The sequence below is a fragment of the Kitasatospora sp. NPDC001261 genome, from assembly GCF_042896795.1.
Classification (GTDB): domain Bacteria; phylum Actinomycetota; class Actinomycetes; order Streptomycetales; family Streptomycetaceae; genus Kitasatospora.
The window spans coordinates 108,995-133,227 of sequence record NZ_JBIAXP010000031.1 but is presented as its reverse complement, the minus strand read 5'-3'; the positions used below and the strand labels follow the sequence as shown (position 1 = coordinate 133,227).

Annotated in this window: 17 protein-coding genes, 2 tRNA genes and 1 pseudogene; 11 read left to right on the top strand and 9 right to left on the bottom strand. The window is 75.8% G+C overall.

Going from position 1 to position 24,233, the window contains the following annotated elements:
• Positions 1-373: 373 nt before the first annotated feature.
• A pseudogene (locus ACFY4B_RS34175) lies at positions 374-1,660 on the bottom strand (PP2C family protein-serine/threonine phosphatase); the annotation flags it as partial.
• Between the two features lie 206 nt (positions 1,661-1,866).
• The gene (locus tag ACFY4B_RS34170; RefSeq protein ID WP_387974409.1) at positions 1,867-3,315 is read right to left on the bottom strand and encodes an NAD(P)/FAD-dependent oxidoreductase; all 1,449 of its coding nucleotides are present in this window, start codon (positions 3,313-3,315) and stop codon (positions 1,867-1,869) included.
• Between the two features lie 476 nt (positions 3,316-3,791).
• On the opposite strand from ACFY4B_RS34170, the gene ACFY4B_RS34165 reads away from it, so the two are divergent.
• Together ACFY4B_RS34165 and ACFY4B_RS34160 are read left to right on the top strand one after the other, a co-directional pair.
• Positions 3,792-4,679 (top strand): TetR/AcrR family transcriptional regulator, encoded by an 888-nt coding sequence (locus ACFY4B_RS34165; RefSeq protein WP_241852827.1) that lies wholly within the window; start codon positions 3,792-3,794, stop codon positions 4,677-4,679.
• A gap of 339 nt (positions 4,680-5,018) precedes the next feature.
• Positions 5,019-7,271, top strand: a complete 2,253-nt coding sequence (locus tag ACFY4B_RS34160) for a sigma-70 family RNA polymerase sigma factor (protein ID WP_387974406.1) — start codon at positions 5,019-5,021, stop codon at positions 7,269-7,271.
• A gap of 122 nt (positions 7,272-7,393) precedes the next feature.
• Here the strand turns inward: ACFY4B_RS34160 and ACFY4B_RS34155 are convergent, their stop codons facing one another.
• The 3 genes from ACFY4B_RS34155 to ACFY4B_RS34145 form a co-directional block, all read right to left on the bottom strand.
• Positions 7,394-8,098 carry a DsbA family oxidoreductase gene (locus tag ACFY4B_RS34155; protein WP_049660456.1) on the bottom strand — a complete coding sequence of 235 codons (705 nt, stop codon included), beginning with the start codon at positions 8,096-8,098 and terminating at the stop codon, positions 7,394-7,396.
• 110 nt (positions 8,099-8,208) lie between these two features.
• Positions 8,209-8,730 carry a universal stress protein gene (locus ACFY4B_RS34150; RefSeq protein ID WP_074002090.1) on the bottom strand — a complete coding sequence of 174 codons (522 nt, stop codon included), beginning with the start codon at positions 8,728-8,730 and terminating at the stop codon, positions 8,209-8,211.
• 115 nt (positions 8,731-8,845) lie between these two features.
• Complete coding sequence (locus ACFY4B_RS34145) at positions 8,846-11,005, bottom strand: asparagine synthase-related protein (RefSeq protein ID WP_387974404.1); 2,160 nt, start codon at positions 11,003-11,005, stop codon at positions 8,846-8,848.
• 822 nt (positions 11,006-11,827) lie between these two features.
• Here ACFY4B_RS34145 and ACFY4B_RS34140 point away from each other — a divergent pair.
• The 8 genes from ACFY4B_RS34140 to ACFY4B_RS34105 all read left to right on the top strand — a co-directional run bounded on the left by ACFY4B_RS34140 (position 11,828) and on the right by ACFY4B_RS34105 (position 20,498).
• Entirely contained in the window at positions 11,828-13,255 is a 1,428-nt protein-coding gene (locus ACFY4B_RS34140) for a hypothetical protein (RefSeq protein ID WP_049658584.1), read from the top strand.
• Positions 13,256-13,344: 89 nt separating this feature from the next.
• Positions 13,345-13,449 (top strand) — tRNA-OTHER (locus ACFY4B_RS34135).
• Positions 13,450-13,746: 297 nt separating this feature from the next.
• On the top strand, positions 13,747-15,324 hold the full coding sequence (locus ACFY4B_RS34130; protein WP_387974401.1) for a TROVE domain-containing protein: 1,578 nt from the start codon (positions 13,747-13,749) through the stop codon (positions 15,322-15,324).
• A gap of 123 nt (positions 15,325-15,447) precedes the next feature.
• On the top strand, positions 15,448-16,278 hold the full coding sequence (gene trmB / locus ACFY4B_RS34125; protein ID WP_387974398.1) for a tRNA (guanosine(46)-N7)-methyltransferase TrmB: 831 nt from the start codon (positions 15,448-15,450) through the stop codon (positions 16,276-16,278).
• A 115-nt stretch (positions 16,279-16,393) separates the two neighbouring features.
• Positions 16,394-17,752 (top strand): PrsW family intramembrane metalloprotease, encoded by a 1,359-nt coding sequence (locus tag ACFY4B_RS34120; RefSeq protein WP_387974396.1) that lies wholly within the window; start codon positions 16,394-16,396, stop codon positions 17,750-17,752.
• Between the two features lie 98 nt (positions 17,753-17,850).
• A tRNA-Met gene (locus ACFY4B_RS34115) sits at positions 17,851-17,924 on the top strand.
• Positions 17,925-18,117: 193 nt separating this feature from the next.
• Entirely contained in the window at positions 18,118-18,891 is a 774-nt protein-coding gene (locus ACFY4B_RS34110) for a hypothetical protein (RefSeq protein ID WP_380739942.1), read from the top strand.
• Between the two features lie 425 nt (positions 18,892-19,316).
• Complete coding sequence (locus tag ACFY4B_RS34105) at positions 19,317-20,498, top strand: hypothetical protein (protein ID WP_387974393.1); 1,182 nt, start codon at positions 19,317-19,319, stop codon at positions 20,496-20,498.
• Between the two features lie 9 nt (positions 20,499-20,507).
• Here ACFY4B_RS34105 and ACFY4B_RS34100 read toward each other — a convergent pair whose 3' ends face one another.
• The 4 genes from ACFY4B_RS34100 to ACFY4B_RS34085 all read right to left on the bottom strand — a co-directional run bounded on the left by ACFY4B_RS34100 (position 20,508) and on the right by ACFY4B_RS34085 (position 23,258).
• Positions 20,508-20,957 (bottom strand): GNAT family N-acetyltransferase, encoded by a 450-nt coding sequence (locus ACFY4B_RS34100; protein ID WP_387974390.1) that lies wholly within the window; start codon positions 20,955-20,957, stop codon positions 20,508-20,510.
• 36 nt (positions 20,958-20,993) lie between these two features.
• Positions 20,994-21,737, bottom strand: a complete 744-nt coding sequence (locus tag ACFY4B_RS34095) for a hypothetical protein (protein WP_387974388.1) — start codon at positions 21,735-21,737, stop codon at positions 20,994-20,996.
• Positions 21,738-21,827: 90 nt separating this feature from the next.
• Positions 21,828-22,568 (bottom strand): sensor domain-containing protein, encoded by a 741-nt coding sequence (locus ACFY4B_RS34090; protein ID WP_053112132.1) that lies wholly within the window; start codon positions 22,566-22,568, stop codon positions 21,828-21,830.
• 120 nt (positions 22,569-22,688) lie between these two features.
• Entirely contained in the window at positions 22,689-23,258 is a 570-nt protein-coding gene (locus tag ACFY4B_RS34085) for a GNAT family N-acetyltransferase (RefSeq protein ID WP_387974385.1), read from the bottom strand.
• A 42-nt stretch (positions 23,259-23,300) separates the two neighbouring features.
• Here ACFY4B_RS34085 and ACFY4B_RS34080 point away from each other — a divergent pair, with 42 nt between their 5' ends.
• Entirely contained in the window at positions 23,301-24,176 is an 876-nt protein-coding gene (locus ACFY4B_RS34080) for a hypothetical protein (protein ID WP_387974382.1), read from the top strand.
• The last annotated feature ends 57 nt before the right edge of the window (positions 24,177-24,233 follow it).

Sequence of the window (24,233 nt, the reverse complement as noted above, 5' to 3'; positions counted from 1 at the left end):
GGACCCTCCGGGCTTCGTTCTTTCGTGTTTCCAGCTTATCAGATGTTTTCCGCTCCGTTTCCGGGGCTTCGTTCATCCAACTCGCCGGTGTCTTCCGGGGTTTGACGCCCTGTCCGACGTTTCAAACTCTAGCCGATCCCCGCTCCGAAAAGCGAATCCGACCGCAACCCGATAAAACGAGCACGCCGAATAAGCACCAGGTCACAGCGCCGAAAAGCGCAAACGACCGGCACGAACCGGAAGTGGTGTTTCAGAGGATTGGCCACCGCGGGACCGTCCGCGCAGATGCGTGTCCGGTGCTCCCTGCCAGGCAGCTCGAAGAACACTAGACCTCTGGAGTCGCCGGGTCAAGTGGCGCAACCGAATTCTCGGTGCCCTCCTCCGCCGGCAGCTGGAAGGCCAGAACGGCGACGTCGTCGTCGTGCTCGGAGGTCACGCCCATCGCCCGCAGCAGCCGGGCGCAGATCACCTCGGGGGCGCCGATCGCGCCGGTCAGGGTGCGGGCCAGGAGGTCGAGGCCCTGGTCGATGTCCTCGTCCCGGCGCTCGACCAGTCCGTCGGTATAGAGGACACCGGTCGTACCGGGGAGCAGGCGCAGGGTGTGGGAGACGTGCAGGCCGCCGCCGGTGCCGAGCGGCGGGCCGTTCTGCTCCTCGCTGCGCAGGATGGTGCCGTCCGGGCAGCGCAGCAGGACGGGGAGGTGTCCGGCGGAGGCGTAGGAGAGGGTGCGGCGCCGCGGGTCCCAGACGGCGTAGGTGCAGGTGGCGATCTGGTTGGCGTCGATCTCCATGGCGAGGCCGTCGAGCAGGCGCATCACCTCGTGCGGCGGGAGGTCGAGGCGGGCGTAGGCGCGGACCGCCGTCCGCAGCTGGCCCATGACGGCGGCGGCGCGCAGGCCGCGGCCCATGACGTCGCCGATGACGAGTGCCGTGCGCCCGCCGTCGATGGCGATGACGTCGTACCAGTCGCCGCCGACCGCGGCCTCGGCGCCGCCCGGCTGGTAGGTGGCGGCGACCCGCAGGCCGGCCGGCTGGTCGAGCTTCTGCGGGAGCAGGCTGCGCTGGAGGGTGACGGCGGCCTCGCGCTGGCGGCGTTCCGCTTCGCGCAGGCGGGCCGCGGCGAGGACCTGGTCGGTGACCTCGGCGGCGAAGATCAGCACTCCGGCGGGCGGTCCCTCGGCGGGGGCGTCGCCGCCCTCCCCCGTGCCGAGCGGGACGCAGGAGACGTTGTAGTAGCGGTTGCCGGTGAGGCCGAGGATGCAGCGGGCCTTGACGCTGCGCGGGCGGCCGCCGCGGATGACCTGGTCCATCAGGGGCAGGACGCCCATGGTGGCGAGTTCGGGGAGCGCCTCGGCGGCCGGCAGTCCGGTGGGGCGTTCGCCGAAGAGTTCGCGGTAGGCGCGGTTGGCGTAGCCGAGCTGGTGGAGCGGGCCGTAGGTGACGGCGACCGGGGCGGGGATACGGTTGAGGACCTCGCGCAGGTTCTGCGGCTTGTGCGGGTCGGGGAGCTCCGCGGTGGCGGCGGGGCCGGCCGGGTCGCGGGGGCCCGGCACGACGACGCCCTCGGGGCAGGGCGCACCGTCCTCGGTGCCGGTCCCGGGGGGCGGGAGGGCACGCCAGGGGACTCCGGCGAGCCGGGCGCTCCAGCGCATGAGGTTCAAACGACGGCCGCTTCCTCGTTTTCCAGGCATATCATCACTTTTTGTGTGCGCAGCAGCACACGGGGTAATGACCAGGTCGGGCTGATCCTGTCAGGCGGAGGCCCGGTTCCGGAAGTCGCGCGCCCGGCGTGGCCGCCCGATCCGCCGTCCGACCCACTCCCCGGTTCGCCGTCCGGTCGGGCGCCGGCCCGGGTCGGCGGCCGCGGTCACCGGGGAGCATCGGGGCCGGCGTCGGACGGCCGTCCGGGCTCGGGGCCGAACCCCTCCTCGAAGGCCGAACGCGGGTGCTCCATCGCACCCAGCGAGACCGGCTCGCGGGAGAACACCCCGCCCAGCACCCAGTCCATCAGCACCCGCACCCGGCGCTCGGTGCTCGGCAGCCGCCGCAGGTGCCGGGCCCGGTGCAACCACCAGGCCCGGCGGCCGGTGAGCCTGCCGCCGCGCCGGGTGTGGGCGACGGCCCGGTGCGGGCCGAGCGAGGTCGAGCAGGCGGCGGGGCCCGGCCGGTAGTCGGCCAGGCCCGGGGCGTGCGGGCCGCCGTCCAGGGCCACCACGACGTTGCGGGCGAGCAGCTCGGCCTGGGCGAAGGCGTGCTGGGCGTTGGGGGCGCAGGGGGCGCCGTCCGCGTTCGGGTCCGGTACGGCGGCGCAGTCGCCGGCCGCCCAGACGCCGGGCAGGGCGCGCCCGTCCGGTCCGACGGCCTGCAGGGTCGCCAGGCACCGCACCCGGCCGAGGGTGTCCAGCGGCAGGTCGGTCGCGCGCAGGAGCGGGGACGGTCGGACGCCCGCCGTCCAGACCAGCGTGCGGGCGCCGAAGCGGCTGCCGTCGGAGAGTGCCACGACCCGGTCGGCGGCGGACTCCAGGGTGGTGCTCAGCCGGATGTCGACGCCGCGTTCGCGCAGCTCCCCCAGGGTGTGCCGGGCGAGTTCGGGCGACTCCTCGGCGAGGATCCGGCCGGTCGCCTCGACCAGCACCCAGCGCAGGTCCTCGGCGCGGACGTTGTGGTAGCCGCGCACGGCGGTGCGGGCCATGTCCTCCAGTTCGGCGAGCGCGCCGACGCCCGCGTAGCCGGCGCCGACGAAGACGAAGGTGAGCGCGGCCTGGCGCAGCGCCGGGTCGCGGGTGGCGGAGGCGAGGTCGAGCTGCTCCAGGACGTGGTTGCGCAGGCCCACCGCCTCGCCGACGGTGGAGAAGCCGAGGCCGTGCTCGGCGAGGCCGGGCACGGGCGCCGTGCGGGAGACCGATCCGGGGGCCACCACGAGGACGTCGTAAGGGAGTTCGACCGGGGCGGGGGGTTCGCCGGGGCTCGCGGCGTCGGCCAGGGCGCGCCGGGCGGCGTGTTCGATCCGGGTGATCCGGGCGGTGAGCACCCGGCAGTCCGGCAGGACCCGGCGCAGCGGGACGACCACGTGTCTCGGGTCGATCGAGCCGGCCGCCACCTCGGCCAGCAGCGGGTGGTAGGTGAAGTACGCCTGGGGCTCGACGACGGTGATCTCCGCCTCGCCGCGCCGCAGCCGTTCCCGCAGGGCGCGCTGGAGGTGGAGTGCGGCGGCCGTTCCGGCGCAGCCGCCGCCGGCGATCAGGATCCTGATGGTGCGCCTCCTGCCGATGCGACGTTTCGTCCCGGCCACCCCGCGGCCGGGGGTGTCCCCCATCACGCCCCCTATGAAGGACCGGCGGGGGTCGTCTTGTCCACAGTCCGTACGGGGCTGGTTGCGACGCGAGTGACCGTCGTGGCCAGTTGTGCCTACTGGGCGACTTTCTGACGCACTTTCGGCCTCGGAGAGTGGTGAACTATGGTCGGATTGTGTACCGGGGCGGCCGTCGCCATGACAATCGGCGGCGACGCACCGTGGAGCGGCCACTACGGCCAGTTCCAGCGTTGGCGTGAGAACCCGACTGGGGGACGGTCATCCGGGGAAGGGTAGTTCCCGGACAGGGCCCCGGTCGGTGCCGACGCGCCGAGCCGGACGTGGACCCGGCACGGCGGCACGAACCGTGGTCACCGGATCGGGACGGGCGGCACGAGCATGGGTCATCGGGTCACTTCTGACGGGCCGAGCTGCACCGGGGGGTGCAGGGGCGGGCGACGACAGGGTCCGGTTTCGGACGCCTGCGGGGGAGAGTTGGGATGATGGATCAGGAGCAGGTATTGGGGCGGGCGGGTGCGTCGCAGGTCGGACCGGGCATGGTCCCCGAGCAACGCGGCCCGGTGGACCTGCCGCAGGGCGGGACGGCACCGGCCGGTCTGGCCCGGGCGGCCGTCCCGTACCGGGTCGAGCCCGCGCCGGCCGCCGTGCCGGTGCCGGGGGCCCGGTTGCGGGTGGACGCCCGGCGGAACCTGGAGAGCGTGCTGCGGGCGGCGCGCGAGGTGTTCGGCGAGTTCGGCTACGGCGCGCCGATGGAGGAGGTGGCGCGCCGGGCCGGGGTCGGGGTCGGCACCGTCTACCGGCGCTTCCCGAGCAAGGAGGTGCTGGTCCAGCGGATCGCCGCCGAGGAGGTGGCGTGGCTGACCGCGCAGGCGCGGGAGTCGCTGTACGGCGGTGACGGCGCCTGGGAGGCGCTGGCCGGCTACCTGGCCCGCGCGGTGAGCAGCGGCGCCGGGCGGCTGCTGCCGCCGGAGGCGTTCCGGTACGCGGAGGAGCTGGGCCGGGTGCCCGAGCAACGGGCGGCGGAGCCGCCGGCCGCGGTCCGCTTCGACCTGCGCGGCGAGGAGGCCCGTTCCGGCGGGGCGGTCGAGCCGTCGGCGGCCGACGCCGATCCCCGGCTGCTGCTCCAGCTGCTGGCCGCGCTGGTGGCGCGGGCCGGTGCGGCGGGCGAACTGCGGCCGGGCGTCACGGTGTCGGACGTGGTGCTGGTGCTGACGGCCTCGGTGCCGGTGCACGCGGCCCGTCCGTCGGTCTCCGCGCCGACGGCCGTCGGTTTCTCGCCGATTTCTCCGCAGACGGAGGGCCAGCCGGTCGCCGGGCCCTCGGACCGGCTGCTGCAGATCCTGTTGGACGGCCTGCGGGAGCGCTGACGCCCGTCGGCCGGCCGGGCCGCCACGCCGGACGGGCACGGGAGTTGGGAGGAGGACCGGCGCGCGACCCGAGTGCGCGCGCCGGGGTGCGGGAGTCGCACACCCCACCACCGCACGCTGGGCGAACGCCCCCGCGACGGCCCCTCGGAGGAGTGGAAGGCGACCGGTCCGGCTACCGCCGATCCCTGCGCTATGCCATCCTTTGCCCGTGGTTGGAGCCAATGTCCCGATGCGCGCCGTTCGCGCGCCGTCGGCGCCGTACGCCGGGGAACCGTGCGCCTACGCACTCCCGCGCGCCCTGCCACACTACGGGGGCTGTCGTGGAATCTGGGGTCCGTTGTGAGCGCCGAGGAACAGAACGACTACGGGTACGGCCTCGACTTCGGGGGCCGCTCCGGTGAGACCGCCGAGGGGTCCGCCGCGGGCCCCTGCAGTCTCGGCAGCGCCGGCGGTACGGCCCAAGTGCCGGGCGCCGCAGCGGGTTCGGCCGCCGGACACGTCCCCGACCAGGCCGGGATGCCCAGCCGCGAGACGCTCTCCGCCTCCGCTGCCGCACTGCCCCCGGGCCGGGTGCCCGGGCAGGCCCCGGCGGGCCGGGGCAGCGTCGCCCCCGAGGCGTTCGTCGGCGAACCGTTCACCGGCGACGGCCGCACCGCCCGGCCGACCGTGCCCGCCCCCGCCGACCCGGTGGACGGCGAGCGCCCGGCCTCCGACTCCGAGTTGACCGCCCGGGTGCGGGCCGGCGACGACACCGCGTACGAGGAGATCTACCGCCGGCACGCCGACTCGGTGCGCCGCTACGCCCGTACCTGCTGCCGGGACAGCTTCACCGCCGAGGACCTCGCGGGCGAGGTCTTCGCCCGCACCCTGCAGGCGCTGCGGGCGGGCAAGGGCCCCGAGTTCGCCGTCCGCGCGTACCTGCTGACCGCCGTGCGCAACGTCGCCGCCGCCTGGCACCGCAGCGAGCGGCGCGAGCAACTCGTGGACGACTTCGCCGTGTTCGCGCAGACCTCGGCCGCCGTGGTCGACTTCGACCTCGCCGACCCGGGCGCCGACGCCTGGGCGATGGCGATGGCCGACCAGCGGATGGTCATGCAGGCCTACGCCGAACTGCCCGAGGACGACCGGATGGTGCTCTGGCACACCGAGGTCGAGCGGGAGTCCCCGAAGACCGTCGCGGTGATGCTCGGCAAGACCGCCAACGCCACCGCCGTCCAGGCCCACCGGGCCCGCGACCGGCTCGCCGCCGCGTTCCTCCAGGCGCACGTCTCGGGCAGCCAGGACAGCGCCTGCGAGGCGTACGCCAACCGGCTCGGCGCGTACGCGCGCGGCTCGCTGCGCAAGCGGGCCTCGGCGGAGGTCGGTCGGCACCTCACTGAGTGCGACCGCTGCACGGCCGCCTGCCTGGAACTGACCGAGATCAACACCGGGCTGCGCGCCCTGCTGCCCGGCGGGGTGCTGGTCTGGATCGGCGTCGGCGGGTTCGGCGCCGCCGCGGCCGCCGTGGGCGGTGCCGCCGCCGTCGGCGGTGCGGCAGCGGCCGGGACGGCCGCCGCGACCTCCGGGTCCGCAGGGGCCGCGGCCGGTGCGGGCTCGGCCGGTGCGGCCGGTGCGGCCTCCGGCGGGGGCGGGGCCGGCGCCGCCGCGGCCGGCGAGGGCCTGGGCACCGCCGCCAAGGCCGGGATCGCCGCCGCCATCGCGGTCGCCGCGGCCGCCGTCGCCGCGTACGCGCTCACCGGCTCACCCGAGCCGCAGCCCCCGGCGGCCGCTCCCCCGGCCCCCAGCGCCCCGGCCGCCGCCTCCCCGGCGCCGCCCGCGCCCGCGTCCGCCGCACCCGCGGCACCCGCCGCGGCCCCGGCGCCCGGCGCCGCCGCACCGGCCCCGGAGGCGCCCGCGTCGAGCGCCGACACCAAGCCGGCCGCCGCGTCCACGCCCGCCCCGCCGCCCGCCACCACCCGGGCACCGGAGTCCGGCACGCCCACGTCCGGCAGCCCGAAGACGCCGACGCCGGCCTTCACTCCCCCGGTGGTGCCCGTACCGAGCCTGCCGCCGCTGCCCACCCCCGACGTGCCGGTCGTCCCGACGCCCACCCTGCCGCCGGTGCCGACCCCGACCGTCCCCACGCCGACGCCGCCCGTGCTCAGCGACTTCTGGGGCAACTCGCTGCCCGTGCTCAAGCCCGGCAACAACCGGGTGCCGCCGCCCGAGCCGAGCATCCGGCAGAAGGACAGCGACAAGTTCTGGCAGCGGGACGGCGGCTGGATCGGCGGCGACTACCACCCGCACGTGATCACCGTGCACGCCCCGGCGGCCACCGTGATCGACCTCAACCGCACGTGCACGTCCTTCGACGCGCTGGCCGGGGTGGACGACGCCACGATCTCGCCGGGCGGGGTCGTCTTCACCGTCCAGGGCACCGACGGCACCGTCCTGTGGCGCTCCCGCGCGCTGGCCGTCGGCGACGACGCGGTGCCGGTACACGTGCCGCTGGCCGGGCAGAAGGCGATCAAGCTGTCGGTCACGCCGGTGAGCGGGATCTGGTCGGCGCTGAACGTCGCGGACTGGGCCGAGGCCCGCTTCCGCTGCTCGTGACCCGGGCGCGCTCCTGGCGGGCATGACGGAGGCCCGCTCCAGGGGTGCTGGAGCGGGCCTCGGGTCCGCGGTGCCGTGCCCGGGTGGGCCGCCGGGGTGGGCGGCCTGGGCCCGGTCGGCCGTCAGATGGCGCAGGAGCCGTCCGCGCAGGCCTCCCCGGCCGGGGCGACCTGCACCGGGGCGGGGCGGCGCTCGCCGATCTCGGCGGCGACCTGCTCCAGCACCTTGCCGAAGGTCGCGGCGTCCTGGCCGCCCTGGACGGCCCACTTGCCCTCGAAGACGAAGGTCGGCACGGCGCTGATGCCCAGCTCCCGGCCCTCGGCCAGCTGGGCGTTGACCTCGGCGGTGCCCTCGTCGCCCGCCAGGTAGGCGGTCACCCGGTCCCGGTCCAGGCCGGACGCCACGGCGACGTCGGTCAGCGCGGCACGGTCGCCGACGTCGACGCCGTCGGTGAAGTGCGCCTTCAGCAGCGCCTCCTTCAGCCGCCCCTGGACGGCCGGGCCGTACTCGGACTCCGCGAGGTGCAGCAGGCGGTGGCCCAGGAAGGTGTTGGCGTGCAGCGCGGCGTCGAAGTCGTACGCGATGCCCTCGGCAAGGCCCAGCTCGGCCACCCGCGCGTCCATCGCCACCGACTGCGGGCCGTAGCGCTCGGCCAGCCAGGCGCGGTGCGGGCTCGCCGTGGCGGGGGCGTCCGGGACCAGCTGGTACGGACGGTAGACGACCTCGACCTGCTCCTTGCCCGGGAAGTCCGCCAGGGCCTGCTCGAAACGGCGCTTGCCGATGTAGCACCAGGGGCAGGCGATGTCGCTCCAGATCTCGACCTTCATGCGGGGGGCTCCAGGGGGCGTCTTGTGGGATGGGGACAAGATGGGTGAACGATGAACCATCTCGGTACATTCCCGGCACCCTGCGGGCGTCTTTCCCGCTCCGCTCCAGGTCAGGCCGCGGGCGGCGCCGGAACCACCAGCACCGGGCAGGCCGCGTGGTGCACGACCGCCGAACTCACCGAACCCATCAGCAACCGGGCGAAGCCGCCGTTGCCCCGGGTGCCGATCACCAGCGTGTGCTGCCGGGTCGCCGCCTCCAGCAGCACCTCGATCACATTGCCCAGCACCACGTGCAGCGACAGCTCTCCCGCGTACGGCACGGGACGCCGGCGCTGCACGGCGGCCACCGAGCGGCGCAGCCCGTCCGCCATGCTCTCGACCAGCGTCTCCACGCTCTCCTGCACCAGCTCCGCCATCCCCGGGGGGTAACCGGCCGGCGCCGGGTTGACCACGGCGAGCACGTACAGCGGCAGCCCGAACAGCTCGGCCTCCGTCATCGCCCGGTCCAGCGCCCACAGCGACCCGTCCGACCCGTCGCACGCCGCCAGCACCCCGGGCGGCCGCCCCGCCGGCGGACGCCCGAGCACCGACAGCACGACCGGCACCTCCCGCCCCGCGCTCCCACCGGCCACCGCACGTCCTCCTCACCCCGGATCCACACCCCCGCCATCATCACCGCCCCGCCGATCCGGACCCGGCAACCGCGCCGCAGGGCGGGGAGGGGCGGGCCCGGGCGCCGGCGGGGGTTCAGGAGGTGAGGGCGGGTTGCCGGGGGGTGGGGAGGCCGGTCCAGCAGGCGCCGTGGCGGCGGGCGCGGATGCGGCGGAGCCAGAGTTCGGTGGAGACGAGGTCGGCGAGGCCGGCGAGGGCGGAGGGGGAGAGGGGGGTGGCGGGGTCGGCGGACTGGGCGAGGCCGGCCCGGACGGCGGGGAGGTCGATGAGGCCGGCTTCGGCGAGCAGCGGGGCATCGAAGAGTTCGGCGAGGCCGTCGGCGGCGAGGCGCAGGCCGGTGCGGGCGGGGGCGGCGCGGTCGGGGCGGGGGACGCGGCCCCAGTCGGGGGGCAGGTCGGTGCGGCCGGCGCCGGTGAGGACGGCGTGCAGGAGGGCGTGCCGGGCGCCGGGCTGGAGGCGGACGTCGTCGGGCAGCAGCCGGGCGGCGCGCACCACCTGGTTGTCGAGGAAGGGCGCGTGCAGCCGTTGGCCGGGCTGTTCGGCGGCGTGCACGAGCGTGCGGAACCCGCGCGCCTGCCGGTAGAGGGCGTGCCGGGCCCGGTGTGCGCCGGGGTGTTCCCCGGGCGCCGGTCTACGCGCCGCCAGGCGGAGCCGCAGCGCGACCGCGGAGAGCGCCTCGTCGGACAGCCAGCGGGCGGCCGGACCGGGCACGCACCAGGCGAGGTCGGCGGCCGAGCGGGCCCCGGCCGTGCCGGCACCGTCCGGGACGTGGCGGGCGGTCAGCCTGGCGGCCGCCTCGTCCAGCGCCTCGGCGTAGCGGACCCGGGAGAGCCGGTGGGCGGCCCGGACCACGGTGAGCGGGGTGCGCAGCGTGCCGGTGAGGACGCCCGCGGCCGCCCGGTCGGCGCCGGCCAACGCGACCACCGGGGACAGCAGTTCGCGCGGCCGGCCGGCCCGGAGGAGGTCGGCGAGCCGGGCCGGGTGCCCGTCCAGCACCTGCCGGGCGCCGTAGCCGGTGAGGTGGTCGGTGCCGCCGGCGTCGAAGCGGGCCTCGGCCCGGGCGGCGGCGACGAGTTCGGGCCCGGGCTCGTCGGTGAGCCGGCCGGACCGCGGGTCGGCGCCCGGCCCGGCGTACGGGAGGGTGTCCGGGCCGGGGTCGAGCACGGTGTGCCGCAGCCGCGGGGTGTCGGGGGCGAGCGCGAGGCCGGCCGGGGGCCCGGTCTCGCCGAGCGTGACGGCGGCCAACTGCTCGGGGGCGGCGGGTTCCTGGGCGGCGGCGCGGGCCCAGGAGCCCTTGACCGCACCGCTCCTGGCCCCGGCGGCGGCCGCCCGGACCACCGCGGTGGACGCGGTCGCCGACGGCAGCGGGACGGCGGCGGCGAGCAGGGCGACGGTCGCGGAGGCCGTCCCGTACGACAGGTCGACGCCCAGCCGGGCCCGCCCGACCGGGTCGGCCGGGTCGGCCGGGTCGGGGACGGGGGCCGGCGAGGTGGTGCGGACCCGGGAGCGGACGGACTCCAGCAGGGCGCGGGTGAGTTCGCGGACGGCGGGCGCCTCGTCGCGCGGCTGCTCGGCGCCGGCCGGGTCGTCGTAGCCGGACAGGTACGGGCGGCCGCCGCGGATGCCGAGCACGTGCCCGGGCGGCACCCCCTGGACGCCTTCGTACGGGGTGCCGGTGCCGAGCGCCTCGGGGGACTCGGGGCAGGCGAGCCGGGCGGCGAGGTGGCCGGTGTCCAGCGGGGCGCCGACCAGGTCGGCGAGCGGCAGGGCGGCGGTGGCGTAGGCGGTGCCGCCGGCCCACGGGGTGTGGAAGACGGGCTGGGCGCCGGCGAGATCGGTGAGCAGCAGGGTGGACCGGGTGCCGGAGCGCAGCACGACGGTGTAGCTGCCGGGCCAGGCGGTCAGGTGGCGGACGGCGCCGCCGCGGGCGGCGGCGAGGCCGGCGGCGAGTTCGGCGTCGGTGGCGCCGCAGTGGCCGAGGACGGCGAGCCGGGAGGTGGCGGGGGTGTCCTCGACCTGGTCGGGGGCGGTGGGGCCGGTGCTGACCACGGCGGGGGCGCCGGGGCGGAGGGTGACCAGGCGGATCTCCCCGGGGCGCCAGTCGCCCACGGCCCAGAGCGGGTCCGGTCCGGCCCAGAGCGGGCGCGCGGCGATCGGCTCGACCCTGGCCAGCGCCTCGTACGCCGGGGTGCCCGCGCTCGACGCGCCCGTGCACCAGCCCGTCAGCCACCGCATCGCGCCTCCACCGGACGAGGACCTGCATCCGTGCGGTGCGTTCGTTCGCCGCCCGCCGGGCGGCCGGGTGGTGTGCCGTGGCGGCCCGTGCGCGTCCCGGCGTGCCCCCGCAGCTCGACGCGCCGTCAGTGGACATCGTGCCACCGCGGGCGGTCGCCGTGGTCGGTGTTTCGGGTTCCGCTTCCGTTCGGACCGCCCGTTCGACGGCAGCGGCGGCGGGGCGGCCCGGCCCGGGTGCGCCTGGGGATGCATTCAAGGGCCCGGGGCCCGGGCGGCGCCCGATCACCCCGGGTGGGCAAGTTCCGTGCTTCGGAGGGGAGTTCGATCGTCCGGGTGCTCCCGGGGGGGCGGACGGGCCGGGCCTCCCCCTCCCCGGCCCGGACCGCCGACGAACGCCTTTGGCATGGGCATCGCGAGATGGCCGAAAGGCGTCGCCCGACCCGGGAGGGCATCCGCACGCCCTCCCGGACTCCACCGCCGCCCGCGGGGATTGAGGCGGCGGCGTCCCCCGGCCCGCCGGGTCCTCGACGGCAGGCCGACCCACGACCACCAGCGAATCGCCGACCTGCCGGTCGGGCCAGGGGGCACGGCCGGGCGCACGTGTACACGGGACCGGAGCACGACGCTCCGGAGCGCCGCGCGGTCGGCCGGATCCGAGTGGTCCGGACCAACTCCGGTGCGGCACCGCCGAGTGCGCGATCCCGCCATCCGGAATGCGACCTCTTAACCGTCGGAACGCGTCCGACTACGCTAGGTACAGCAGCTACGGCCCGGTGCCGCCCGGGCCCCGCGCACAAGGCCGCAGGAGGTGCCGCCGCCACCATGACCGTCAGCCCACGTGGACCGAACGAACGGCTCGGCACGCTCCTGACCCTCGCCCAGATCAGCAACGCCGGACTGGCCCGCCGGGTCAACGACCTCGGCGCCCAGCGCGGGTTGACCCTGCGGTACGACAAGACCTCGGTGGCCCGCTGGGTCAGCAAGGGCATGGTGCCGCAGGGGCCCGTCCCGCACCTGATCGCCACCGCCATCGGCGGCAAGCTCGGCCGGCCCGTCCCGCTGGAGGAGATCGGCCTGGGCGACACCGACCCGGCGCCCGAACTCGGCCTGGCCTTCCCGCGCGAGGTCGCCGACGCGGTCCGCTCCGCGACCGACCTGTGGCGGGTCGACCTCGACCTGCGCCGGGGCCCCGGCGGCGGCCGCTGGAGCGACAGCCTGGCCGGCACCTTCTCGGTGGCCGCCTACGCGACCCCGGTGTCCCGCTGGCTGATCACCCCGGCGGACGGCTCGGTGGCCCGCGAGGTGCCGCGCTCCCCCACCGACACCTCCTCCTACCGGGTCGGCCACTCGGACGCCGCCAAGCTCCGCGAGGCCGCCCAGGAGGCCCGCCGCTGGGACTCCAAGTACGGTGGCGGGGACTGGCGTTCGTCGATGGTGCCGGAGTGCCTGCGGGTGGAGGCGGCACCGCTGCTGCTCGCCTCGTACAGCGACGCGGTCGGCCGGGCGCTGTTCGGCGCGACGGCCGAACTGACCAGGCTGGCCGGCTGGATGGCCTTCGACACCGGTCAGCACGAGGCCGCCCAGCGCTACTACATCCAGGCGCTGCGGCTGGCCCGGGCCGCCGCCGACGTGCCGCTCGGCGGCTACGTGCTGGCCTCGATGAGCCTCCAGGCCGGCTACCGGGGCTTCGCCGAGGAGGCGGTCGACCTCGCCCAGGCCGCGCTGGAGCGCAACCGGGGCCTGGCCACCGCCCGCACCATGAGCTTCTTCCACCTGGTGGAGGCCCGGGCCCAGGCCAAGGCCCGCAACGCGGCGGCGTGCGCGACGGCGCTCGGCGCCGCGGAGAGCGCGCTCGAACGGGCGCGCGCCGGGGATCCCGATCCGGCGTGGATCGACTTCTACGCCTACGACCGGCTCGCCGCCGACGCCGCCGAGTGCTTCCGCGACCTCGGAGTGCCCTCCAAGGTCCGGCAGTTCACCCGCGAGGCGCTGGCCACGCCCACCGAGGGCTTCGTCCGCTCGCACGGCCTGCGGCTGGTGGTCTCGGCGATGGCCGAGGCGGAGGCGGGCAACCTGGACGCCGCGGTCGCCGCCGGCGAACGCGCCGTCGAGGTGGCCGGCCGGATCTCCTCGCAGCGCAGCCGGGAGTACGTGGTGGAGATGCTCCGGCGGCTGGAGCCCTTCCAGGGTGAACGCCGGGTACGGGAGTTGACCGAGCGGGCGCGCGCGGTGATCGTCGCCCCGGCGTGAGCGCCGGAGCGACGACTCCGGCTGGTCATCGGAACGGCGACCGGAACAGCGACCGGAGCGGCGAGAGGGCCCGGCGGTAATTGAGGTGCGCCGGTGGGAGGGGCCTGGCTAGGGTTTCTCCCGTCCAGGTGCGCAGGCAGAGGTTACTTCCACTCTTAATGGGCGTGTCGCGGGTTCGAGTCCCGTCACCGGCTTCGGGCCGGTGTAGCTCAGTCGGTAGAGCAGCTATGTCACCTCAGCCGTCCTCGATCTCTGGACACCCACACGTGAACAGTTCGTCCGCACCTCCCGGTGCGACGGCAGCGGTTACTTCTTGGTGAGGCGCCCCCTGGGCGCTGCGGTTCGAGCCCGCGAAACACCGCCGCCACCTTTGATCTCGGGAGGCGGCTCCTCGTGGTGCCCGGGTCCCGTCAGCCGTGACGGGACCCGGGCACCGCTGCCGCAGCACGCCTCCCTCCCACCGACACCAGCACGCCGAGGGGGGCTGCCGCATGTCCAGGTTCAACGTCCGCGGGGCCAAGTCCGGTCCGAGTTCGCCGGTGACCACCACCGGCGCGCGCACCGTCAACCACAACGGCGGCCCCGGCTTCGTCCGGGACCGCAAGTCCGAGCTCTTCCTGCTCGCGGTGGCCAACATGGTCGGCCAGGACACCTTCCACGAGCGCGGCGGCGAGCGCGACGACCGCTACACCGCGCTGGTGCGCGAACTCGCCGTCGCCGAGCCGGAGTGGACCCTCGGACTGCTGCGCTGGCTGCGCCACGGCGCCCAGCTGCGCACCGCCGCCCTGGTCGGCGCCGCCGAGTTCACCCGCGCCCGGCTGGACGCGGGCGCCCACGGCCACTCCCGGCAGGCCGTCGCGGCGGTGCTGCGGCGCGCCGACGAGCCCGGCGAGCTGCTCGCCTACTGGACCTCGCGCTACGGCCGGGCGCTGCCCAAGCCGCTCAAGCGCGGTGTCGCGGACGCCGTCCGGCACCTCTACGACGCCCGCTCGCTGCTCAAGTACGACACCGCCGGCAAGGGCTACCGCTTCGGCGACGTGATCGAGCTGACCCACCCCTCGCCGGACCCGCGGAAGCACTGGCAGGGCGCGCTGTTCGCCCACGCGCTGGACCGCCGGCACCGGCCGGAGGAGGCCGTCCCGCCGGCCGGTGACCGGGTGCTGACCGCCAACCGCGAACTGCTCGCGCTGCCCGTCGAGGAGCGCCGGGCGGCGGTGACCGCCGAGGGCGGCGCGGAACGGCTGGCCGCCGCCGGGCTGACCTGGGAGGCCCTGGCGGGCTGGCTGCAGGGCCCGCTGGACGCGGCGGTCTGGGAGGCGGTCATCCCGTCCATGGGTCCGATGGCGCTGGTGCGGAACCTGCGCAACTTCGACCGGGCCGGGGTCCCGGACGCCGTCGCGGCCGAGGTCGCCCGGCGGATCTCCGACCAGGACGAGGTGCGGCGCTCGCGCCAGTTCCCGTTCCGCTACCTGGCCGCGTACCGCAACGTCCCCTCGCTGCGCTGGGGGCACGCGCTGGAGACCGCGCTCGGCCACTCGCTGGCCAACGTGCCGGAACTGCCCGGCCGGACGCTGATCCTGGTGGACCGCTCCGGTTCGATGTTCGACCGTTCCGGCGGGCCGACCGAGCTCAACCGGGCGGACTCCGCGGCGATCTTCGGCACCACGCTGAAGCTCCGGGCCGCCGAGGCGGACCTGGTCGAGTTCGGCACCACCAGCCGGGTCGTCGAGGTCGGCCGGGGCGAGGCGGTGCTGCGGGTACTGGAACGGTTCTCCAGCCTCGGCGGCACCAACACCGCCGACGCGGTCCGGGCCCGCTACCGGGGCCACGACCGGGTGGTGATCGTCACCGACGAGCAGACCGGCCCGGGCCACCGGGGCGGTGACCCGCTCGCCGCCGTCCCGGCCCACGTGCCCGTCTACACCTGGAACCTGGCCGGCTACGCCCCGGGCCACGGTCCCAGCGGCGGCGCCCACCGGCACACCTTCGGCGGCCTGAGCGACGCGGCCTTCCGGCTGGTCCCCCTCCTGGAGGCCGGGGCGAACGCCCGCTGGCCCTGGGAGGAGTAGCGGGGCGGCGGAGGCTTCGGGGGCGGGTCGGCGCACCGGACGGAGGGCGGGCGGACGGGCCCGGATGAGCCCGGTCACAGGCCCGGCCGGCGCGCCCCGGCAGCCCCGTAGACTCGGTTGATTGTGACTGCCACCGCCCCGATCCCCCAGCCCTCGCCGTCCGCCCGGCTGTCCGCCGCGCCGGCCGCCTACCCCGCGCCGATGTACCCGCACAAGGCCACCGAGGCCCAGCACCGCGAGCGTCGCATCCGCAGCTTCCAGCCGCGCCGGGGCCGGATGACCAACGCCCAGGCGAGCGCCCTGGACCGGAGCTGGGAGACGTACGGCATCCCCATCGACGGCACCCCGCTGGACCTGCCGGAGCTGTTCGGCGGCCTGCCGGTGACCCTGGAGATCGGCTTCGGCATGGGCGAGACCACCGCCGCGATGGCCGCCGCCGACCCGGCCACCGGCATCCTCGCCGCCGACGTGCACACCCCCGGCCACGGCAACCTGCTCGGCTTGCTGGAGCGCGACGGCTCCCGCAACGTCCGGACGGCCGCCGGGGACGCGGTGATCCTGCTGCGCGACATGCTCCAGGACGCCTCGCTGGCCGGTCTGCGGGTCTACTTCGCCGACCCGTGGCCCAAGCCGAAGCACCACAAGCGCCGGCTGGTCCAGCCCTCCTTCCTCGACCTGGTGCTGCCCCGGCTCGCCCCCGGCGCCCTGGTGCACTGCGCCACCGACTGGGAGCCGTACGCGGAGCAGATGCTGGCCGTGCTGTCCGCCTCGCCGGAGCTGGAGAACCTGCACCCCGAGGGCGACGGGACCGGCTGGCTGGAGCCCACGGACCACCCGGACGGCAGCGTCCCCGGCTACGCCCCGCGGCCGGACTGGCGGCCGGTCACCAAGTTCGAACGGGCCGGGATCGCCAAGGGCCACGTCGTCCACGACCTGCTGTTCCGCCGCCGCTGACCCACCGGCCCGGTTCGAACGGGCCACCGCGCGGCGGCCGTACGGGCGGGACCGGGACGGACGGTTCGTCCCGAGTCCTCCCGGCGGGCCGCCGCCGTGGCCTACCCTGTGCCGCATGGGCAGCCCGTCCGGCGGCGGGTTCCGGGCGAACGGTCGGACGACGGTCGCCGCCGCCGGCGCACCGGAGACGGTCCCGCGCACCGGCGACACCCGGACCATCCCGGGGCCCCGGAGGCACCGGGCCCACCGCCCGCTGCCCGCTCCTGGCACCGCCGCCGTCCCGGTAGCGGCCCGGCCCCCGGCCGTCGCCCCCGCCGCGCCCCGGACGCCCGCCGCCCCCGGAACCCCCGCCACCCCCGGAGCCCCGCCGGGCCGCAGCCGCTCGGTGGCGCTCTCCTCGGTCACCGCGACCGCCGTGCTGACCCTGATCGGCTGTGGGGTGCTGATCCTGCACCTCGTCCAGCGGCAGACCGGCACCGTCGGGCTGCTGGTCGGCCTGGGCCTGGCGATGGTGCCGCTGCCGTTCGTGCTCGGCGGCCTGGCCTGGCTCAACCTCACCGCCCGGGTGCCGCTGCGGCACACCGTGTTCTGCCTCGGCTGGGGCGCCTGCGCGGCCACCACCGTCGCCATCCTGGCCAACAACTGGACGGCGAACTACCTGTCCCGGTACCGGGGCCCGTTCGGGGAGCTGCTCGGCGCCGGGATCGCCACCCCGGTGATCGAGGAGACCGCCAAGGCCACCGCCCTGCTGGTGCTCCTGCTCCCGCTCGGCCAGCGGCTGCGCTGCCACGGCCGCCGCACCGGGCGCCCCTGCGCGCCGCTGCTGCGCCGGTCGCCCGCGCCCCGGAGCCCCCGCCCGTACCCGCGCCACCCGGTCGGGCCGCACGCCCGCGGCCGGCCGCGGCTGCGCCCGTACCTGCGGCCGCTGCCCTACCTGCGCCCGGCCCCGCCCTCCGGTGCGCCGCACCGCCGCTCCCGGCCGCGCACCCTGGCCGCCGGGGTGGTGCTCGGCGGGATGACCGCCTGCGGCTTCGCGTTCACCGAGAACGCCCTCTACCTGGGCCGGGCCTTCACCAGCGACCAGCGCCAGCGGCTGGACAGCATCGGCCTCGGCGACCCGCCCAGCCTGCGCGACTTCGACAGCACCGTGCAGACCTTCGTGCTGCGCGCCCTGCTCTCCCCCTTCGCCCACCCGCTGTTCACCGCGCTCACCGGGATCGGCCTGGCCCTCGCCCTCACCACCGCGCGGCGCTGGCTGGCCCGGCTGGCGGTCCCGGCCGGGCTGCTGCTGGCGATGGCGCTGCACGGCACCTGGAACGCCGCCGCCGACCTCGGCACGGACGGCTTCCTGGTGGTGTACGGGGCGCTGATGGTGCCCTGCTTCGCCGCGCTGGTCTGCTTCGCGGCCTGGGCGAGGTGCCGCACGGGCCGGCACGCGGCGCCCGCCCGGCGGCGGGCCGCCCGGGTGCCCTGAACAGGTGCCTGCGGAGGAGCTCGAGCGGTGCCTTCAAGAGGTGCTCGGGGAACCGATTTCCCATCTCGGCGACTTCCACGTATTGTTGTGTTTACCGACGCGGGGTGGAGCAGCTCGGTAGCTCGCTGGGCTCATAACCCAGAGGTCGCAGGTTCAAATCCTGTCCCCGCTACTCAGTAGCGGAAAGGCCCGGAGGATTCTTCCTCCGGGCCTTTCGCATGTCCGGGTACGGGCGCGGCACGGTCCTGCCACGAAGCTGTAACAGCGGCCCGTCCGACGATCACCTGTCAGGGACCTGAACCATACTGAGGAAAAATTCATCCAATTGGGGGGCCGCACGGGCCACCCCGGACAGGAATCACCACATGCTGTCGAAGCGCCTGGTCAGCACCGCCGCGATATGCCTCGTCCTGGCCGCCGGCACCGCCGCGTGCGGCAGTGCCACGAGCGACGGGAAGGCGGGCTCCGCGCAGAAGCTCGACACCGGCAAGCTCAGCGCCCAGGACATCGAGAAGCAGGCCAAGGAGGCCCTGGCCTCCGCGACCTCCCTCAAGATGGCGGGCACCGTCGACACCGGTGACGGTGCGATGGAGCTGAACCTGACGATGGACAACAAGAGCCAGTGCACCGGCACCATGGCGATGCCGGGCATGGGCAAGTTCGAGATCATCAGCGACGGCAAGACCTCGTACGTCAAGCCGGACACCGCCTTCTGGACCGCCGTGGGCGGCCCGAACGGCGCCAAGGCCGCCGAGCTGTTCAAGGGCCGCTACCTGACCGGCTTCGAGAGCGACCCGTCGATGGGCTCGCTCACCAAGGTCTGCAACCTGGCCGACTTCAGCAAGAAGATCACCGACAGCAAGAGCAGCGGCGACAAGGTCGAGAAGGGCTCCGCCGGCGACGTCAACGGCGTGAAGACCTTCAGCCTGAAGAGCACCGACTCCAAGGGCGAGGTCACGACCCTCCAGATCGCGACCGAGGGCAAGCCCTACCCGGTGCGGATCGAGCACGCCGGCGCCAAGGACGGCAACGGCAAGATCGACTTCAGCGAGTTCGACAAGCCGCTGACCGTCCAGGTCCCGTCGGCCGACAGCACGATCGACTTCACCAAGTTCAAGGACCAGCTCAAGACCGCCTGAGCGGCGGACGCGGGGACCGCGAAATAATCCGTTGCCTCCGGCCGGAGCGCTGCCTAGGCTGGCAGCACACTGAAGGGAGGTGATCCTGAGTTGAGTACCGTCAGGATGCGTGAGGTGGCTGCTCGCTAGAGCCGCCCCTGCCTGCGCAGGGTGAGGCCCCAGGCCTCCGGCAGGCGAAATCCACAGCAGTCACCCGGCCCGCGGGCTCACCGGTACATCCCCGGTGCCTCGGCGCCTGGCCAGTGCACGGGCCGGCGTAGAGGAGCAGCCCGCGGGTCGTCTGCGTTCTCGGGGAGCTTCCGGCACTGCGCCGGAGGCTCCCCGTGGCGTGTCCGGGGAGGGTCGTCGCGTGTCCGGGGAGGGGCCGCGGCGCTAGAGTCTGCGCGGGTTCCGGAGCGGAGCGGCGCGGGCACAGGGGGTAGGCGATGGCGAAGGCGCGGCGGCGGGACGGCGGGGCGGCCCTGCGGACGGCGCGGTGGTGCGCCACCGGGGTGCTGGCCGGGACGGGGCTGCTCGGGCTGCTGCTGTTCGCGCTCGGCCGGGAGCACGCCTGGCAGGCGCTCGGCGGCGGACTGGTCGTGGTCGGGGCCTCGGTGGTGCTGGGCGGCGGGCTGGGCTTCCTGTTCGGGGTGCCCCGGGTCCGCGGTGGCGGCACCGGTGAGCCGCAGGGCTCGTACGCGCCGAACACCAATCTGGAGCAGGTCTCGGACTGGCTGACCAAGGTGCTGCTGGGCGTCGGGCTGACCCAGCTCGGCTCGCTCGGCGAGCGGCTGCACGACCTCGGTACGGCGCTGGCGCCCGCCCTCGGCGGCGGCCCGGAGGCCGTGCCGTTCGCGGCGGCGCTCGTGCTGTACTTCCTGGTCTTCGGCTTCCTGGCCGGCTGGCTGGTGACCAGACTGGCGCTGCCGCAGGTGCTGACCGAGACCGACCAGGCGCTGGACCTCTTCCTCGCCGGGCAGGACCGCGACCGGCACGGCGACAAGGTGGGCGCGGACGACCTGCGGGTCCGCGCGATGCAGCAGCTCGGGCTGCTGGGCGGCAGCGCGGAGCGCCAGGCCGCCCTGGCCGGGCAGCTGCCGCCCGCCTCCGGTGCGCCGGCCGGGCCGGAGGGCGTGGTGGCGGAGGTCCGCTCGACCGCGCGGCGCTCGGCGCTGACCGCCGACCAGGTGCGGGCCCTCTTCGCGGACGGCTCCGAGGGCCGGCGGATCCAGGCGCTCGCCCTGATGCAGGGCGACCCGGCACTGGCGGACCTGCCGAGCGTGCTGGACGCGATCGAGCACCCGCGCTCGGACTTCGAGCAGTACCACGCCCTGCTGGCCGCCCGGGGGCTGCTCTCCTGGCTGCCCGCCGCCGGGGCGCAGCGGCTGCGGGACGCGGTGGCGACGCAGCTGGTGGACCCGCGGGGCATCCCGTACGGGTCGGACCGCAGCTGGCTGGCGGAGAAGATCCTGTCCCGGCTCCAGGGGACGGCCCTCGTGCCGGAGCAGCCGGCCCGGCCCGCCCCGCAGGCCGGACCGCACGCCGTGCCGCAGCCCGTCGCGGCGGTACCGGCCCAGCCGGCCCAGCCGGGCGGGCCGGGCGGGCCGTCGGCCGCGGGGACCTCCTGACCGGGGGAACTACCGGACGGTGAAGCGCAGTTCGGGGCGGTCCCAGGTGATCCTGCCGTGCGCGGGGAAGGTGCCGACGCGTTCGGCGCCCACCCGCAGGTAGAAGCGCTCGGCGTCCGGGTGGGAGACCACCAGCACGCTGGCGATGCCGGCCGTGCGGGCCTGCTCCAGCATGTGCGCGATCAGCTCGCGGCCGGTGCCGCGCCCCTGGGCCTCGTCGGCGACGAACATCAGGTCCAGTTCGGCCGGTTCGCGGATCAGCCCGTAGAAGCCGAGCAGTTGGTCGGTGGCCGGGTCGAGGGCGAGGAACACCTCGTGGCCGGCGATGTAGTCGGGCGTCACCCGGTAGCCGTCGATCATCGGCGCGTACTCGCCGTGGTAGGCGGAGGAGGCCTGGATCAGGTCGGTGAGCCGGTCGGCGTCGGTCGCCTCTGCGCGCCGGATAGTCGTCTCGATCATGGCGGCGAGTATAGGGGCAAACCGGAGTAGTGACTATTACATGACCGGCTGCCCGGCCGCCCGGCGGCGCCGGTCGGCCGCCCGCAGCACCAGGACCCGCACGGTGCGGCCGTCCACCGGCCCCGGACAGCGGAGGATCTCGCTGGCTATCCGGCGCTCGCCGAGCGCGTACCGCAGCGGGTCGAGGTGGCCGCAGCGGCGGCCGTGCCCGTCGTTCAGCGGCTGGACCCGGACCTCGCCGTCCGGGGAGGTGACCCGGACCAGCTCGGTCAGCGCCGCCAACTGGCGCTCCGGGCCGAAGACTTCGGGGTAGGCGAAGATCAGGTAGCCGCTCAGGGTGAGGGCGAAGGCGCCGTCCGCGAAGGGCAGCCGGGGCAGCGCGGCGGCCACGTACCGCTGCGGGTGGGCGGCCGAGTCGGCGGCGAACAGCCGGCGGGCCCGGTCCCAGCTGCGCAGGTACCGCTCGGGCCGGTACGGGCGGGGCGAGGGGTGGAGCCACGGGCGGGCGGCCATCGAGGCGGCCATCGCCGCCCGGGCGGCCAGGGCGAGAGAGGCGACCACCGGCGGCGGCAGCGCGTACGCCGGGTCGACGGCGACCACCCGGCAGCCCAGCTCGCGCGCCTCGGCGGCCAGGCCGGCCGCGCCCCCGGGGCAGTCCAGCAGCGGCCCGGGCAGGGCGGCGAGCCGGGCCCGGGTGAGGCCGAACAGGGCGCAGTACTCGTCCAGCGGACGGGAGGTGACCAGCACGTCCGGGAGGGCGGGGTGAGGGCCGGCGGCCACCCGGCCATCCGAACACGGAGCGGCCCCGCCCGCATCCGGGAGGGGTCCGGGACGCGGGCGGGGCCGTCGGGCCTGGGTGGAGCCGGGCGGTCAGCGGCCGAGCAGGCCCTGGGCGGCGGCCCGGTTGACGTTGGTCAGGCCGCGGACCAGCTGGGTGGTGAGGAGGACCAGCAGCACCCCGAGGAGCGAGAGCCCGGCGATCTGCCAGGGCGCCTCGATGTCGTACACGTGCCGGATGTCGTGGCTGTCGTAGAAGTCGAACACCCGGTACCCGTGCCAGGAGGTGTAGGTCGGGAAGACCCAGTGGTACAGCGGGTAGAGCGCCGCCGCCCAGCCGAGCAGCAGGAACACCAGCGTCACCGCGAAGCTGAACACCGCCCAGGGGAGCATCAGCACCTGGTACAGCACGGCCTTCCAGCCGGCCCCGTCCGCCAGCCGCGCGGTGACCGCGCCCCAGCTGCCCTGGCGGACCCGGCGCACCGGCTCCGGGCCGGGGACGTCCAGGGCCAGCATTCCGCGCACCCGGGCCCGCTCCAGCCGGCCGAAGCCGCGGGCCGTGGCGGTCAGGGCGCCCAGCACGGGCAGGCCGAGCGCGGTGACGAAGGTGGCGAGGCCGAAGCAGAACATCGTGACCGCGACGGCGAAGCCGAGGATCGCCACCGGCAGGCCGGTGAGCGCGTAGCCGACCTCGCGGTAGTAGTACGCCGAGAACGGGGCCCGCCACAGGGCCGGACGCCGCTCGGTCCGCCGGGCCCGGACGGGGCGCGGGTCGTCACCGCGACCGCCCAGAACGTCCCACTCCCGGTCCTCCACGCTGCGGCTGCTGCTCATGTTCCCGGCCCCCGGCCCCTCGTGCTGTCGTCTGTCGCTCGTTCGTCCCGCTGACTGCGTCCAGTCTGGTGGACGCGCCGCCCGGCCGTGATCCGGAGGCCTGGCGGATCCGGGGTGGGGTTAACCCCCCTCCACCCGGGCGGCCGGGCCCGGCCACTCCTCGGCGAGCAGCGTGAAGAGGTACGTGTCGGACCCGTCGGACCGAGGCCGCCCCTCCGGCCGGAAGCCCAGCCGGGTGAGCACCCGGCCGGGGGCCGGGTTGGCCGCGGCGGTCCGGGCGGTCAGCCGGTGCAGGCCCAGGGTGCCGAAGGCGAAGTCGCCGAGCAGGCCGACGGTCTCGCCCGCGTAGCCCCGGCCCCAGGACCCGCGGGCCAGCACGCACCCGAGGTCGGCGGCGCCGTGCCCGTCGAGGGTGAGCGCGGCCTGCCCGATCGGCGTCGCGTCCCCGGGCTCCTCGGCGTCGGCGAGCCTGGTGACGGCGAGCCGGTAGGTGTCCCGCTCCTCGGCCATCGCCTCCTCCAGGTAGAGCTCGATCTGGTCGGCGCAGTCCTCCCGGCCGCTCGGCCCGAAGGGCAGGTGGCGGGTGACCTCGGGGTCGCCGAACAGCGCGTGCAGCGCGTCCACCTCCTCCTCGGTGTGGTGGTACTCGCGGACGGCCAGGCGCGGACCGGTGAGTCGTACGGGGACCATGGCTGCCGACCCTATCCCCGCCCGGCGGCTACCGTTCGGACTATGAACGACGAAGACCTGCGGCTCGCCCCGCGCACCAAGGCCGCCGACCTGCTCGCCTGGGCGGCCGAGCAGGGCCGCGCGCCGGTGGCCGAGGGGCCGCTGCGCGCGGTGCTGGCGCTGCTGGAGCTGGGCGACGGCAGGATGCACGACGGCTGGCCCGAACTGACCTCCGACGCGGTGGAGCACCTGCTGTACGAGCGGCTCCACCTGTACGTCCAACCCGCGCCCGAGGAGGACCCGTTCGCCTACGGCGACGCCGTCCGGCTGCTGGTCGACCACCAGCGGGCGGCCCGGCGGCTGAACGCCAAGCGCCAGGAGCGGCTGCACGCGGAGGCCGAGTGGCAGGGCGAGGTCGCGGCCGGGCTGCTGCGCCGCGCCGACCTGGTGACCTGGCCCCGGCTGTACGCGCTGCTGCTGCACGCGTACGGGGTGGACGTCACGGACCCGGCGGCGGTGCGGGACTGGCTGGCCGGCTTCGGGGAGCTCCCGGAGGAGGAGCGGCTGGCCGCGTACGAGGCGCTGGCACCGGCCGGCTGGCTGGACGAGCCGGACGAGCAGGGCTGGGGCCCGGGCCGGGTGCTGTCGGTCGGCATGGCCACGGACGGCGCGCGGCGGCTGCTGGAGCAGGGCCTGATGCGGCGCAGCTACCGCAACCTGGCGGAGCTGACCGCGCTGGGGCGGCCGATGCCGGAGGAACTGGCCGGGGACTTCGGGCGGTTCGAGGAGGCGGCGGTCGAGGCGGCGCTCGACCTGTTCGGCGGGTGGACGGTGCCGGGGCTGCCGCGGCTGCTGGTGACGGAGTTCCCGGAGCTGGCGCCGGAGCCGGGCCAGGAGGAGATCGAGGCGTACCTGGCGCAGCTGCCCGCCGAGGAGTGAGACGCCGCGCGGAAGCCCCCGGTCCGGTGCTGGTGCTCCGGGCCGGGGGCTTCGCGC